Genomic DNA, 13702 nt, shown 5'->3' on the forward strand with positions numbered 1-13702 from the left:
GAAAGTATGGCAAGAAAGCAAATGGGATTACTAGTAATGGCATACGGAACTCCGTACAAAGAAGAGGATATTGAGCGGTACTATACGCACATTCGCCATGGGAGAAGACCTTCCGATGAGCTGCTTGAAGATTTAAAGCAGCGCTATAAAGCGATTGGCGGCATTTCGCCATTGGCCAAAATTACGCTCGAACAAGCAAAACAGCTGGAACATCGGCTCAATGAAATGCAAGACGATGTGGAGTTCCGCATGTACTTAGGATTAAAGCATATCGAACCGTTTGTAGAGGATGCGGTAAGAAAGATGCACAAAGACGGAATCGAGGAAGCGGTAAGCATCGTCCTTGCTCCGCATTTTTCCACCTTCAGCATTCAATCGTACAACGAGAGGGCAAAAGCGGAGGCGGAAAAGTTAGGAGGACCGGTCATTTATCCGATTGACAGCTGGTATGATGAGCCGAAATTTATTGACTATTGGGCGGAAAATGTAAAAAAAGTGTTTGCCTCGATGCCGGAAGAAGAACGGGAAAAAGCGGTGCTCATTGTATCAGCGCACAGCCTTCCGGAAAAAATTATCGCCGCCGGCGATCCGTATCCAAAACAGCTGGAAGAAACAGCGAAACAGATCGCTGAAAAAGCAGGTGTGAAGCATTATGCAGTCGGCTGGCAAAGCGCCGGCAATACACCGGAACCTTGGCTGGGGCCGGATGTGCAAGATTTGACGAGACAGCTGCATAAAGAAAAAGGGTACACCTCGTTTGTCTATGCTCCGGTCGGTTTTGTCGCCGATCATTTAGAAGTGCTGTATGATAATGATATCGAATGTAAGCAGGTGACAGAGGAAATCGGCGCGAAATACTATCGGCCGGAAATGCCAAATGCGAATCCGGAATTTATCGACGCATTGGCGACTGTTGTACTAAAACGTATCAAACATTGATAAAGAAGGCGATGAACAGTGAGTGATGGAAAACGTACGGTAGTGATTATCGGAGGAGGCATCACAGGCGTTACTGCCGCTTATTATTTGCAAAAGATGGTAAAAGAGCAGCAGCTCCCGCTAGAATGCAAACTGATTGAGGCAACGCATCGTCTCGGCGGCAAAGTGCAAACGGTGATTCGCGATGGGTTTGTCATTGAGCGCGGTCCTGATTCGTTCTTAGCACGCAAAACGAGCGCTTCCCGCCTGGTGCATGAAGTAGGATTGGAAGACGAAATCGTCCATAATGCAACAGGAAAATCGTATATTTTAGTCAATGGCAAATTATATCCGATACCAGGCGGTGCAGTGATGGGAATTCCGACCCGGATCGGCCCGTTTATCACGACGGGACTGCTTTCACCATTAGGAAAATTGCGGGCCGCGCTGGATTTTGTGCTGCCGCCGACGAAAGTGGAAGGAGATTTATCGTTAGGCCAATTTTTCCGCCGTCGTTTTGGCGATGAAGTCGTTGACAATTTAATCGAACCGCTGCTATCTGGCATTTATGCCGGTGATATTGATCAAATGAGTTTAATGGCGACATTTCCCCAATTTTTTCAAGTAGAGCAGCAGCACGGCAGTTTGGTGCTCGGCACGAAACGAACCACCCCAAAGATACAAAAAGAGCGAAAAGGAGCGTTTCAAACGTTAAAAACTGGGTTGCAATCCTTGATCGATGAAGTGGAGAAACGGCTGGAACCAGGCAGCGTCGTAAAAGGTGTACGAGTGGAACAGGTAAAGCGGGACGGAGCAGAATACCGTCTACGTTTAAGCACTGGCGAGGAGTGGAAAGCGGACAGTGTCATCGTTGCAATACCGCATTTATTTGTGCCAGAAATATTTGCCGATTACTCCTTTTTTGCGCCACTCCGGTCGGTGCCAGCTACATCGGTGGCGACCGTTGCGTTAGCTTTTTCGGAAAGCGCCATCGAACAAGATATTGACGGGACAGGTTTTGTCGTTTCCCGCCGCAACGATTATACGATTACCGCCTGCACGTGGACGCATAAAAAATGGCCGCATACCGCACCGCCGGGAAAAGCATTGCTGCGCTGTTATGTCGGCCGTCCGGGCGATGAGGAAATCGTCGAGCAATCTGATGATGAGATTGTCCGTGTCGTCATGGATGATTTAAATAAAATTATGCGCATTAACGGACGACCAGAATTTTTTGTCGTCTCTCGCTGGAAACGGGCGATGCCGCAGTATACGGTCGGCCATAAAGAACGGCTGGCGAAAATAAAAGGCCAGATGGCGGCGGAACTTCCAGGCGTGTTTTTAGTGGGAAGCTCTTACGAAGGATTGGGATTGCCGGATTGCATCGATCAAGGAGAAAGGGCCGTTCAAAACGTGCTGGATTATTTGCGCATCAATAAGAAAAAATTTGCCGAGGTTAACTAAAAATAGCGTTAACCTCTTTCTTTTTCTTGGCTTATATGCTATGATTAATACGGAATGACCAAATTATTCATTTAGTCAATTCTGAAAGATGAGGAATATGTCTATGGATCGAAAACGACAAATTATCGAAGCGGCGGCACAATCGTTTTCCCAGTTTGGCTACAAGGCGACAACGATGGAACAGATCGCCAAGCTCGCCAATGTCGGGAAAGGAACGATTTACACGTTTTTTAAAAACAAGGAAGATTTGCTGGATGAAATTATTTCATCCTTAATGTTGGAAATAAAAGAAGCGGCAGAGCAGGCGATGGAACCAAATCTTCCTTTTTCCGAAAACGTCCACCGCGCTTTATACCGCATTTTGGAGTTTCGCCAGCGCCATCAGCTGACGGCGAAGCTGCTTCAAGAAGTGCGGAGCATAGGGACGTCAGCGGTCCAAGAAGTGTTGAAAAAACTAGACCGGGCAATTATCGACTTCATTCGTGAAAAAATCGATATAGCGATCCGCAAGGGCGAAATCCGTCCATGCGATTCGGAAATTACCGCGTTTTTAATGCTAAAAGCGTATATTGCCCTCATTGTCGACTGGGAAAAAGACCATGAGCCGCTGCCAAAGGAAAAAATCGCGGAATTATTTGAGCTTTATTTTCTGAAAGGATTGTCCGTTAGATAATCCTTCTCTTTTTTAGCAAAAATGACTGAATGAACAAAATGGTCATTTGTACAAAGGAGGAGAACAATGAGGGGCATTTCGTTATTATGGCAAGAAGTACAGGCTATCGTCCGCAATCGAAAAATGCTCATTCCTATCATCGCCATTTTGTTCATCCCACTCTTATACAGCGGCATGTTTCTATGGGCATTTTGGGATCCATACGGTCATTTGGACCGATTACCAGTGGCGGTCGTCAACAGCGATAAGGGTGCGGAATTCCATGGCGAAAAATTGAAGCTTGGAAAAGAATTAGTCAAAAACTTAAAGGAAAATAAAAAATTCGACTGGCGTTTTGTGTCAGAGAAGGAAGCAAAAAAAGGATTGGAAGATCAAAAATATTACATGGCAGTCATCATACCGGAAAACTTCTCCGAAAACGCGACAACATTGCAAGACGAACATCCGAAGCCGATGAAACTGATTTATATGCCAAACGAAGGATTTAACTTTTTAGCAGCGCAAATTGGCGATTCAGCGATAGAAAAAATTAAAGAAGAAGTCGCTAAAAACGTCACGAAAACATATGCAGAAACAATGTTGGACAGCATGAAAGCAATGGCGAAAGGGATCGAGCAAGCGAGCGGTGGCGCCAATCAGCTGCATGATGGCGTGAAGCAGGTAAAAGACGGGGGAGCAGCGCTGCAAACCGGTCTTCACTCTGCCAAAGACGGGAGCAGTAAATTAAAGGAAGGTGCGCATACAGCGAAAAACGGCGCTGCAAAACTATATAAAAACTTAAAACTGCTTGCAGAAAATTCGCTGACGTTTGAAAACGGGCTGCAATCGGCGAGCGCCGGCGCCGATCGGCTTAACGCCGGGCTTCAGCAATTGCAAAGCGGATTTGCGAAAATGCAAGACGGCCATTTGCGATTGCTGGCGGGAGCGAAACAAGTCGAAACGGGAGCGCAACAGTTATCCGGCGGTCTACATCAATCGCTGAACGGAATGAAACAAATGAAAGAAAAAATGCCGCAATTAACGGATGGGTCACAGAAATTACATGAAGGAGCCGCCCAGCTTGCATCGTCCATGGAACAATGGAAGCAAGGAGCGGATCAAACAAAAGCAGGAGCAGCGCAAGTAAGCCAAGGGCTAGAAGAAGCAGTGGTACAACTAGATGGGTTGATCTCCAAAACGACAGACCCGAAAGAAAAAGCGTTATTGCAAACGGTGAAACAGAATTTGCTGCCGCTTGTGGAAGGTAGCAAGCAAGTTGCCGGTGGAATAAATGAACTTACCAATAGCGCCATTGCATTAAAAACTGGCGCGGATCGGCTTGCCGATGGGGCTGCTGGGCTTCATCAGGGACAGCTGGCGTTGAATGCGGGAGTAGGAAAACTTTTGGCCGGCCAGCAGCAATTGACAAGCGGTGTCGATGCGCTTGTGGCCGGACAGGCAAAAGTAGTGCAAGGATTGACGACGTTTGGTGAAAAATTAGCGGAAGGAAAAACAGGGGTAGATCAGCTTGCCGCTGGAAGCAGGGAATTGTCGTCCGGCCTGCATCAGCTTGCGCAGGGGTCCGGGAAATTGACAGATGGCACGAATCAGCTTGCCGCTGGCTCGGGACAGCTGGCAAGCGGCATGACTGAACTCGACAACGGTGCTTCAGCCTTGTCGGCAGGAATCGATAAACTGTCCAACGGTTCCGACCAACTGGTGAACGGCATGAACAAATTGGACCATGGTTCGAAGGAATTGGCTGACAAGTTAAAAGACGGTGCGAAAAAAGCGAACAGTGTAAAAGCTAATGATGATGTATATAACATGTTTGCCGATCCGGTGAAAAAAGAAAAGGAAAAAATCCATCATGTGCCAAACTATGGAACAGGCATTACGCCATATTTCCTGTCTTTAGGATTGTATGTCGGCGCGCTTTTTTTATCGATCGTATTTCCGTTGCGCGAACCTGCCGCTGTGCCAAAATCGGGAATCAGCTGGTTTTTCAGCAAGTTCGGCATTTTAGCCGCCATAGGCATCCTTCAGTCGCTGTTAGCGGACGCGGTATTGCTTGGCGCGCTCGATATCCATGTACAAAGCGTTGCGAAATTTATTTTATTTACGATCGTCACAAGCATTACGTTTATTTCTTTAGTCCAATTTTTTGTAACATTGCTTGGCGATCCGGGAAGATTGATTGCAGTTGTGATCCTGATTTTGCAACTGACAACAAGCGCAGGCACGTTCCCGCTTGAACTCATTCCGAAAACGCTGCAGCATTTTAACGCTTGGCTGCCGATGACGTACTCCATATTCGGATTTAAAGCGGCCATCTCTACTGGCGATTTTGCCTTTATGTGGCACAATGCAGCGATTTTGGCGTTATTTCTCGTCATTTTCGGCATCGGAACAATTGTATATTTTACCGTTCAGCATCAACGCCAGTTTTACACGTTATTGAAAAATAAAACGGAAGCTCCTGAAGCTTAATTGCTTTAGGAGCTTTTTTTGAAAAAAAATAAAGATGCCCCTTTGGTTAGAAGCATCTTTTCAAGCAGCTGGCAGAAAGAATAATCTTCCTGCAGTTGGGGATCGATATGTTGGAAGTACAGTTTATTGGTATCCGTGACGAAAGGGTTGATGACAGCTTTCATTATTTATTGCTGGCAAGTGACATTAAGACAATCAGGGCATGTGTTTCCATAACACTCATGTTGCTCTTCAATTTCTTTGCCGCATTGCACGCATTTTTTTGGCGGCAGATTTTTGAAAAATTCTAACACTTTCACCAACATTTTGATCGCCTCCGTTGTTTTGTTACTTGTATTGTATTATAACAGAAAACACTTTGTCAATAACTGTTTTAAAACAAATTTCAACAAAGATGCAAAACGAATGAAATTGGTGTATGATGATAAAAGATGAATACATAAAGGAGGGAGGTGTAGACCTGGTTGCTAAAATCGTTGTCGTGTACGGACCGATGGAAGGAATGGTGCGCGACAGGTGCTGTCGCTGACAGCGAGCCACGGGGTGTCTTTCACAGCAGGTGAATGACAAGGGGATTCCCTTCCCGATGGAACTCAGTGAGAATCCGAGCGGCAAGCAGTTTTGCTGGTTCCATCGCGATGAATCGATTTTTATAGATTTTAGTAACCAGGAGACGTATGAAAGTTACCGTCATCGGCTATTGGGGAGGATTTCCCGCAGCCAATGAAGCAACATCCGGTTATTTGTTTGAACACGACGATTTTCGGTTGCTCGTTGACTGTGGAAGCGGCGTCTTGTCCAAACTGCAAAATTACGTGCCGGTAGAAAAACTGGATGCCGTCGTCGTCTCTCACTATCATCATGATCATGTTGCCGATATCGGCCCGTTGCAATATGGGCGCCTCATTAAGAAAAATCTCGGCATGGATTTGCCTGTGCTGCCGATTTACGGCCATCCATATGATCAAGGAGAATTTGCCCGTTTAACACACGAAGGGATAACGAAAGGAATCGCTTATCATCCGGAAGAGCCGCTTCAAGTGGGACCGTTTCATATCACGTTTATGAAAACCGTGCACCCAGTGACTTGTTATGCGATGCGGATTACAGCAGGAGAAGAAACGGTCGTGTATACAGCGGACTCCAGCTATTTGCCGGAATTTGCGCCGTTTGCAAAAAATGCCGATTTGCTTATTTGCGAATGCAACTTTTACGCCGGACAAAACGCCGCACCCGCTGGTCATATGACAAGCGAGGAGGCGGCCGCCATTGCCCGCGATGCCGGTGTAGCGGAACTGTGGCTCACTCATTTGCCGCATTTTGGCGATCATGCGCAGCTTGTCGAAGAAGCCGGACAGCAATTTTCTGGAAAAATACAGCTGGCGAAAACAGGTCTTGTGTGGAAACACGAATTAAGTTGACAATTCTATTCTTGGGTTAACGATGCCATTTGGAGCTTTTGCAGGAGGGCAAGCTTTTTCTTGCTCTCCCTTTTTATATTTTTTATAATTAGTATAGTTAGAATTTTTTTAATTATAAAATGAATGATAATTCATTCATTATTTTGGGGGAGGGCGATTTATGAATTTATCGTCACGGTTGGCGGAAGTAGCACAGCAGCTGTCCGACAAACCAGCGTATGTATTTGAAGGGGAGCGCAGTACATACGGGGAATTGAATGCCGCCATTTCTAAATTCGCCAGCGGATTATATAACATGGGGATCCGCCAAGGCGACCATATTGCGCTGCTGCTTGGAAATTCGCCGCAGTTCGTCATCGGTTTTTACGGAGCGTTGCGGTTGGGGGCGACGGTCATTCCGATCAATCCGATTTATACGGCGGATGAAATCGGATATATTTTACTGAATGGGGATGTAAAAGCGGTCATCGCGCTCGACTTGCTCGTTCCGCTGTTCGCCCAAGTGCAAGAACGCCTGCCGCTTCTCAAACATGTGATCATTTGCAGGACGCCACAAGGAAAGGAAAAAGGGATTTCGTTGCCGGAACAAATGAAATCGTTTACAGACATCCTGCAATCCGGCGATGTGCATTTTCAAGGTCCGGAGCTGCAAGATGACGATGTCGCCGTGATTTTATACACGTCGGGAACGACCGGAAAGCCAAAAGGAGCGATGCTGACGCATAAAAATTTATATAGCAATGCCCAGGATATTGCCAATTACTTAAAAATTAATGAAAACGACCGCGTGATCGCGACTTTGCCGATATTCCATGTATTTTGTTTGACGGTGGCCTTGAATGCGCCGCTGATGAACGGCGGAACCGTCCTCATCGTTCCAAAATTTAGTCCGGCGAAAATTTTTCAAATTGCCCGCGAACAACAAGCGACCATTTTTGTCGGCGTGCCGACAATGTATAATTTTCTATATCAATATCAGGGAGGAAGTGCGGAAGATTTCCGCACATTGCGCCTCTGCATTTCCGGCGGCTCATCGATGCCGGTCGCGCTGTTAAAAAATTTCGAGCAAAAATTCAAAGTCATTGTCTCGGAAGGCTACGGCCTATCGGAAGCATCGCCGGTTGCATGCTTTAACCCGCTCGATCGTCCGCGCAAACCAGGTTCGATTGGGACAAGTATTATGAACGTGGAAAGCAAAGTGGTCAACGAATTTGGCGAGGAAGTGCCGGTAGGGGAAGTCGGCGAACTGGTTGTCCGTGGTCCAAACGTGATGAAAGGCTACTATAAAATGCCGGAAGAAACTGCCAATGCGCTCCGCGATGGCTGGCTCCACACCGGGGATTTAGCGAGAATGGATGAGGAAGGATATTTTTATATTGTTGATCGCAAAAAAGAAATGATTATTGTCGGTGGCTATAACGTTTATCCGCGGGAAGTAGAAGAAGTGCTGTACAGCCATCCGGATGTGGTCGAAGCAGCGGTCGTTGGCGTGCCGGATCCCGATTACGGCGAAGCGGTAAAAGGGTTTGTCGTTTCGAAAAACCCGCAATTAACGGAAACGGCATTGATCGAGTATTGCCATCAGCATCTTGCCAAATATAAAGTTCCTAGTTCAATCGAGTTTTTAGACGAGCTTCCGAAAAATGCGACTGGAAAAATTTTGCGGCGCGTTCTAAAAGAACGGTTAATTTCATCCCATTCGTAAAAGTACCGAATTTTCGGTACTTTCTTTTTTTTTAAATAATATTATTGAAAATAGAATCATAAATTTATATAATTTAATGCATAAAAGCAAAAAAGTATAAAAGCTAAAAAGCAATAAAGCGACAAGGGGATGGGATGATGAAAAAAAGGATTCAGCGTTTGGCGATGTTATGCTCGGCAAGCTTTTTGCTTCTGAGTGGCTGTGGGGCAAAAGAAACGAGTGAAAACAAAGGGAGAGCAGAAAAGAAAACGTACCATATCGGCGTGACGCAAATCGTTGAGCATCCTTCGCTGGATGCGGCTTTCAAAGGTTTTAAACAAGCGCTGAAAGACAAAGGGTTGTCCGTTTCCTATGATGTGCAAATCGCGCAGGGAGACATGAATAACAATCAGACGATTGCGAATAACTTTGTATCGGATGGCGTAGATTTAATTTTTGCCAATTCAACGCCAAGCGCCCAAGCCGCACTCAATGCAACGAAAGATATTCCGATCGTGTTCACTTCGGTTACCGATCCAATCGGAGCACAGCTCGTGCAATCGATGGAAAAGCCGGGCGGCAATGTAACGGGGACGACCGATACGCATCCGGATGCGATTCCAAAAACGGTGCAATTCATCGATAAGTATATAAACGGCAATCGCATTGGCATGGTTTATAACGCTGGGGAGCAAAACTCCGTCGCCCAAGTTGATGTCGTCAAAAAAGCGATCAAAGGCACGGATTTGCAAATTGTTCCCGTTTCTGTATCGACGTCTGCGGAAGTAAAACAGGCAGCCGAATCGCTTGTCGGAAAAGTAGACTGTATTTATATCATTACCGATAATACGGTTGTCTCTGCGCTCGAGTCGATCATTCAAGTGGCGAGCGATCACGATATTCCATTGTTTGTTGGCGAATTGGATTCGGTGAAGCGCGGCGGCTTTGCCGCTTACGGGTTTGATTATTACGACATTGGCTATCAAGCTGGGGAAATGGCCGTAAAGATTTTAAAAGATGGCAAAAAACCGGCTGATTTGCCAGTACAATATCCAAAAAAATTAAAGCTGTTGATTAACAAAAAGGCGGCGAAAGACATGGGCATCGAACTGAACCCGGAATGGGATTCGATTGCCGAATATACGGAATAAACACATATCCCTCCTTGGCATCAAGGAGGGATATGTTTCAAAAAGGTGGGGGTATGTATGTTAACGGCGATTTTTAGTGCTATGGAAGCAGGATTCATCTATGCGATTATGGCGCTTGGCGTCTATTTATCATTTCGAATTTTAGATTTTCCCGATTTAACAGTGGATGGCAGCTTTGTCACAGGAGCGGCTGTCGCTGCCGTACTCATTATTAACGGAACGAATCCGTTTTTTGCTTCCGCCGCCGCATTGGGCGCTGGATTTATCGCCGGGGCGGTTACCGGGTTGTTGCATACAAAGGGGAAAATTAATTCATTATTATCGGGCATATTAATGATGATTGCTCTTTATTCTATTAATCTGCGTATTATGGGACGCTCGAACGTGCCGCTTTTACAGCAGGAAACGGTCATGACGATCATCACGGAGGCGTGGAAAAAAACAGGGATAGACAATGTGTTGAACAGCGTCATTGCTTTTTCCGGATTTCAGCCGCGAACATGGGCGATATTCATCACGATGGCGCTGCTTGCTGTCGTCGTCAAGCTGCTGCTTGACCTGTTATTGAAAACGGAAATCGGGCTGGCGCTGCGCGCGACCGGGGACAATCAGCCGATGGTATCGAGCTTTTCAGCCAATACCGATTGGCTCATCATTTTTGGTCTCGGGTTATCGAACGCGCTCGTCGCCTTTTCCGGGGCGCTTGTCGCCCAATATGGCGGATTTAGCGACGTCGGCATGGGAATCGGGATGATCGTCATCGGACTAGCCTCGGTCATTATTGGGGAAGCGCTGTTTGGCACGCGCTCGATTGTGCGCGCTACATTGGCGGTCATCGGCGGCGCGATCGTCTACCGCATCATTTTGGCGCTTGCGCTGCGGGTGCAGTTTTTGGAAACGGGAGATGTGAAGCTCATCACTGCTGTTATTGTCATGATTGCTTTGATCGTTCCAAACATTGCTGCTATGCACAAAGAAAAACGGCGGAAAAAGCGGAAAATGGAAGAACAAGCGAGGGGGGAGCACGTTGCTGGAGCTCAAACAGATTACGAAAGTATTTAATGAGGGAACTGTAGATGAGAAAGTAGCGCTGCAAACGATTAATTTAACGCTTGCCCCCGGAGATTTCGTTACGATTATCGGCAGCAACGGCGCCGGAAAATCAACGATGATGAACATTATTTCCGGACGACTGTTTCCTGATACGGGTGTGGTGCGGATCAATGGCAAAGATGTCACAGCCATGAAGGAGCATGAACGCGCCCGCTATATCGGCCGCGTATTTCAAGACCCGCTTGCCGGCACAGCGCCGCATATGACCATCGAAGAAAACTTGGCGCTTGCTTACAACCGCACGAAGCGGCGCACGTTAAAATTCGGCGTCACAAAACAAAAGCGTGACTTTTTCCGCGAGATATTAAAGACACTCCACTTGGGGCTGGAAAATCGGTTGAATGCCAAAGTCGGGATGCTGTCCGGCGGGGAGCGGCAGGCGCTGTCACTGTTAATGGCGACGTTTACGAAGCCGGATTTGCTGCTTTTGGATGAGCATACCGCCGCGCTGGACCCGGCGCGCGCCGCGCTCGTTACCGAGCTGACGAAAGAAATTGTTGAAAAATATCAACTGACGACGCTGATGGTAACGCATAATATGGAGCAGGCACTCCGCCTCGGCAATCGCCTCATTATGATGGACCGCGGACAAATTATTTTCGAAGCAAGCGGCAAGGAAAAACAAGCATTGACGGTTGAGCGGCTGCTGCAGGAGTTTCAGCGCATCCGCGGCAGCCAATTCGCCAGCGACCGCGCCGTGCTAGGATAATAGATAAAGCGGGGAATCGCCCCCGCTTTATTATTTTCCGCTTTTAACGGCAAGCCCCGCCGCTTTTTCATAGGCGGCCTGCAGCTTTCTCGTCAGCTCTCCCGGCTTGCCATCGCCAATTATTTGATCTTCCACTTGAATAATCGGAATAATGGATGACGTGGTGCTGGTGAGAAACATTTCTTCTGCCTCAGCGATATCGTTAATAGAAAACGCTTCTTCTACAAACGGAATGCCAAGCTCGCTGCAAAATTGCTTTACTTTCATGCGGACAATGCCGTTTAAAATGCGCTCTGTCGCCGGATGGGTGTATATGTTTCCATCTTTGACTAGAAAAATGTTCGAAGAGCTGCCTTCGGTAATGATGCCGTCGCGGTGAAAGATGGCTTCAAACGCTCGTCGCTCCACAGCTTCCTGTTTGGCAAGCACGTTTGGCAGTAAGTTTAAACTTTTGATGTAGCAATATTCCCAGCGGACATCTTTTGTCAAAATCACCCGCACGCCTTGTTCGATTTCATTGATTTTTCTTGGCATTTCCCGAATATAGGCGTACAAATTCGAACGATTCTCGGTCGGAAACGCGTGGTTGCGCGGGAAGCTCCCCCTTGTCACCTGAAGATAGAGAATCGCATCTTCTTTGACGTCGTTCATTTCCCGCAGCTGTTCGAGTTTTTCCATCAGCACATCTTTGTCAAAAGGAACAGAAAGGCGAATCGACGCGGCGGAACGATATAGGCGGTCGATATGCTCCTCGAGCAAAAAGTACATTCCTTGATAGATGCGTGTGACTTCGTAAATACCATCACCAAACTGCAATCCCCGTTCTTCCATTGGATAGGTTACTTCGTGGTAGGGGAGAAATTGTTTTTCGGTTAGTACATATGGTTTTAAGGTCATCGGTTTCAGCTCCTTTTTTCGTCGGTATAAAATTTTATTTATTTTCAGTATATCACGAATAAAAATATTCCGGTCGAAGCGCGATGAATTGGTTATTGCGAAAAATAAACAATTTTTAGATAATATTACATAAAGCTAGATAGAAACGGGGGATTCATCGTGGAAACAACATTAGCAGCAGGCAAATCATCGCAGTTTCGCCAAGGAGTGCAAGCAGGAGTAACCATTGCCATTGGCTATATGCCGATTGCGCTTACGTTTGGCTTGCTTGCGAAAACAACGGGGCTGACGCTTGCAGAAACGATTATGATGAGCGCGATCGTGTATGCCGGTGCTTCACAATATATCGCGTTAAATTTGCTTACCATCGGTACGGGAGCGTTTGAAATTGTACTGACGACGTTTATTTTGAACATTCGTCATTTTCTTATGTCCGCTTCGCTAAACGAAAAAGCAGAACCGGACGTGCTTTGGAAAAAAGCGCTTTATGCGTTCGGAATTACGGATGAAACGTTCTCCGTAGCGGCAATGAAAGAAGGAACGGTCAACTCCCCATACATGTTCGGCCTCGGTTTGACGGCGTACGGAAGCTGGGTTATTAATTCGGCGATCGGATATGTTGTTGGGGCAAGCTTGCCGCAAAGCTTGCAAGAAAGCATGTCGGTGGCGCTATATGCAATGTTTATTGGCTTGCTTGTTCCGGCGTTGAAAAAGCAGCGGAAAACGATTTTGCTTGCGGGGATGGCGGCGGTGATAAATTCCATATGCACGCTTTTTTTACATGTTTCCAAAGGGTGGTCGGTTGTCATTGCGACATTAGTAGCGGCAATGATCGGGCAATGCTTCATGAAAGAAAGTGAGGAAGTACAAAATGAATAGCACGATCGTTTGGATGATTATTGGGATGGGGCTTGTGACATACATTCCGCGCATGCTTCCGCTTGTCGTGTTTCAACACGTCAAGCTGCCGCCGTTTTGGCAAGGCGTATTGAAAAATGTTCCATATGCGGCGTTAGGAGCTCTCATTGTACCTGGCATTTTTTTCATTCAGGACGATATTTGGTTTGGTGTTCTCGGGTTTGCGAGTGCACTAGTCGCCGCTTGGCTCGGGGCAAACGTCATTATCGTTGTTCTCATATCTGTCGCTGTATTAAGCGTATATGCGTTGATTTGGTAATAATAAGACAGAATTTATGCATTCAG

The 13702-nt window shown here is 46.7% G+C and carries 13 protein-coding genes; 11 read left to right on the forward strand and 2 right to left on the reverse strand.

Going from position 1 to position 13702, the window contains the following annotated elements:
* Window positions 1-6: 6 nt before the first annotated feature.
* The 4 genes from hemH to HT574_RS00770 all read left to right on the forward strand — a co-directional run bounded on the left by hemH (window position 7) and on the right by HT574_RS00770 (window position 5524).
* On the forward strand, window positions 7-939 hold the full coding sequence (gene hemH, locus HT574_RS00755; RefSeq protein WP_175243113.1) for a ferrochelatase: 933 nt from the start codon (window positions 7-9) through the stop codon (window positions 937-939).
* A gap of 18 nt (window positions 940-957) precedes the next feature.
* Complete coding sequence (gene hemY, locus HT574_RS00760; protein WP_175243114.1) at window positions 958-2382, forward strand: protoporphyrinogen oxidase; 1425 nt, start codon at window positions 958-960, stop codon at window positions 2380-2382.
* Window positions 2383-2479: 97 nt separating this feature from the next.
* Entirely contained in the window at window positions 2480-3055 is a 576-nt protein-coding gene (locus tag HT574_RS00765) for a TetR/AcrR family transcriptional regulator (RefSeq protein WP_175243115.1), read from the forward strand.
* Between the two features lie 66 nt (window positions 3056-3121).
* Complete coding sequence (locus tag HT574_RS00770; protein ID WP_175243116.1) at window positions 3122-5524, forward strand: YhgE/Pip domain-containing protein; 2403 nt, start codon at window positions 3122-3124, stop codon at window positions 5522-5524.
* Between the two features lie 167 nt (window positions 5525-5691).
* Here the strand turns inward: HT574_RS00770 and yhfH are convergent, their stop codons facing one another.
* Window positions 5692-5829 carry a protein YhfH gene (gene yhfH, locus HT574_RS00775; RefSeq protein ID WP_175243117.1) on the reverse strand — a complete coding sequence of 46 codons (138 nt, stop codon included), beginning with the start codon at window positions 5827-5829 and terminating at the stop codon, window positions 5692-5694.
* 372 nt (window positions 5830-6201) lie between these two features.
* Between yhfH and HT574_RS00780 the strand changes: the two genes are divergently transcribed.
* The 5 genes from HT574_RS00780 (at window position 6202) to HT574_RS00800 (ending at window position 11602) form a co-directional block, all read left to right on the forward strand.
* On the forward strand, window positions 6202-6945 hold the full coding sequence (locus HT574_RS00780) for an MBL fold metallo-hydrolase (RefSeq protein WP_175243118.1): 744 nt from the start codon (window positions 6202-6204) through the stop codon (window positions 6943-6945).
* A 160-nt stretch (window positions 6946-7105) separates the two neighbouring features.
* Entirely contained in the window at window positions 7106-8650 is a 1545-nt protein-coding gene (locus HT574_RS00785) for a fatty acid--CoA ligase family protein (RefSeq protein ID WP_175243119.1), read from the forward strand.
* A 134-nt stretch (window positions 8651-8784) separates the two neighbouring features.
* A complete protein-coding gene (locus HT574_RS00790; protein WP_042408629.1) occupies window positions 8785-9780 on the forward strand; it encodes an ABC transporter substrate-binding protein in 996 nt (331 codons plus the stop codon).
* Between the two features lie 57 nt (window positions 9781-9837).
* Complete coding sequence (locus tag HT574_RS00795) at window positions 9838-10842, forward strand: ABC transporter permease (protein WP_175243120.1); 1005 nt, start codon at window positions 9838-9840, stop codon at window positions 10840-10842.
* Window positions 10808-11602 carry an ABC transporter ATP-binding protein gene (locus tag HT574_RS00800; protein WP_175243121.1) on the forward strand — a complete coding sequence of 265 codons (795 nt, stop codon included), beginning with the start codon at window positions 10808-10810 and terminating at the stop codon, window positions 11600-11602. The genes HT574_RS00795 and HT574_RS00800 overlap by 35 nt, the downstream gene beginning before the upstream one ends.
* Window positions 11603-11632: 30 nt before the next feature.
* Here HT574_RS00800 and dat read toward each other — a convergent pair whose 3' ends face one another.
* Complete coding sequence (gene dat / locus HT574_RS00805; RefSeq protein ID WP_175243122.1) at window positions 11633-12499, reverse strand: D-amino-acid transaminase; 867 nt, start codon at window positions 12497-12499, stop codon at window positions 11633-11635.
* 159 nt (window positions 12500-12658) lie between these two features.
* On the opposite strand from dat, the gene HT574_RS00810 reads away from it, so the two are divergent.
* Both HT574_RS00810 and HT574_RS00815 read left to right on the forward strand, forming a co-directional pair.
* Entirely contained in the window at window positions 12659-13378 is a 720-nt protein-coding gene (locus HT574_RS00810) for an AzlC family ABC transporter permease (protein WP_175243123.1), read from the forward strand.
* A complete protein-coding gene (locus HT574_RS00815) occupies window positions 13371-13676 on the forward strand; it encodes an AzlD domain-containing protein (RefSeq protein WP_175243124.1) in 306 nt (101 codons plus the stop codon). The genes HT574_RS00810 and HT574_RS00815 overlap by 8 nt, the downstream gene beginning before the upstream one ends.
* The last annotated feature ends 26 nt before the right edge of the window (window positions 13677-13702 follow it).

The organism is Parageobacillus sp. VR-IP (genome assembly GCF_013357975.1).
Lineage (GTDB): Bacteria > Bacillota > Bacilli > Bacillales > Anoxybacillaceae > Saccharococcus > Saccharococcus caldoxylosilyticus.

What these genes read in the sequence shown, in the direction of transcription:
- hemH (WP_175243113.1), top strand. Translation starts at nt 7, where the DNA reads ATGGCAAGAAAGCAAATGGGATTACTAGTAATGGCATACGGAACTCCG.
- HT574_RS00765 (WP_175243115.1), top strand. Translation starts at nt 2,480, where the DNA reads ATGTCTATGGATCGAAAACGACAAATTATCGAAGCGGCGGCACAATCG.
- HT574_RS00770 (WP_175243116.1), top strand. Translation starts at nt 3,122, where the DNA reads ATGAGGGGCATTTCGTTATTATGGCAAGAAGTACAGGCTATCGTCCGC.
- yhfH (WP_175243117.1), bottom strand. Translation starts at nt 5,829, where the DNA reads ATGTTGGTGAAAGTGTTAGAATTTTTCAAAAATCTGCCGCCAAAAAAA.
- HT574_RS00780 (WP_175243118.1), top strand. Translation starts at nt 6,202, where the DNA reads ATGAAAGTTACCGTCATCGGCTATTGGGGAGGATTTCCCGCAGCCAAT.
- HT574_RS00785 (WP_175243119.1), top strand. Translation starts at nt 7,106, where the DNA reads ATGAATTTATCGTCACGGTTGGCGGAAGTAGCACAGCAGCTGTCCGAC.
- HT574_RS00790 (WP_042408629.1), top strand. Translation starts at nt 8,785, where the DNA reads ATGATGAAAAAAAGGATTCAGCGTTTGGCGATGTTATGCTCGGCAAGC.
- HT574_RS00795 (WP_175243120.1), top strand. Translation starts at nt 9,838, where the DNA reads ATGTTAACGGCGATTTTTAGTGCTATGGAAGCAGGATTCATCTATGCG.
- dat (WP_175243122.1), bottom strand. Translation starts at nt 12,499, where the DNA reads ATGACCTTAAAACCATATGTACTAACCGAAAAACAATTTCTCCCCTAC.
- HT574_RS00815 (WP_175243124.1), top strand. Translation starts at nt 13,371, where the DNA reads ATGAATAGCACGATCGTTTGGATGATTATTGGGATGGGGCTTGTGACA.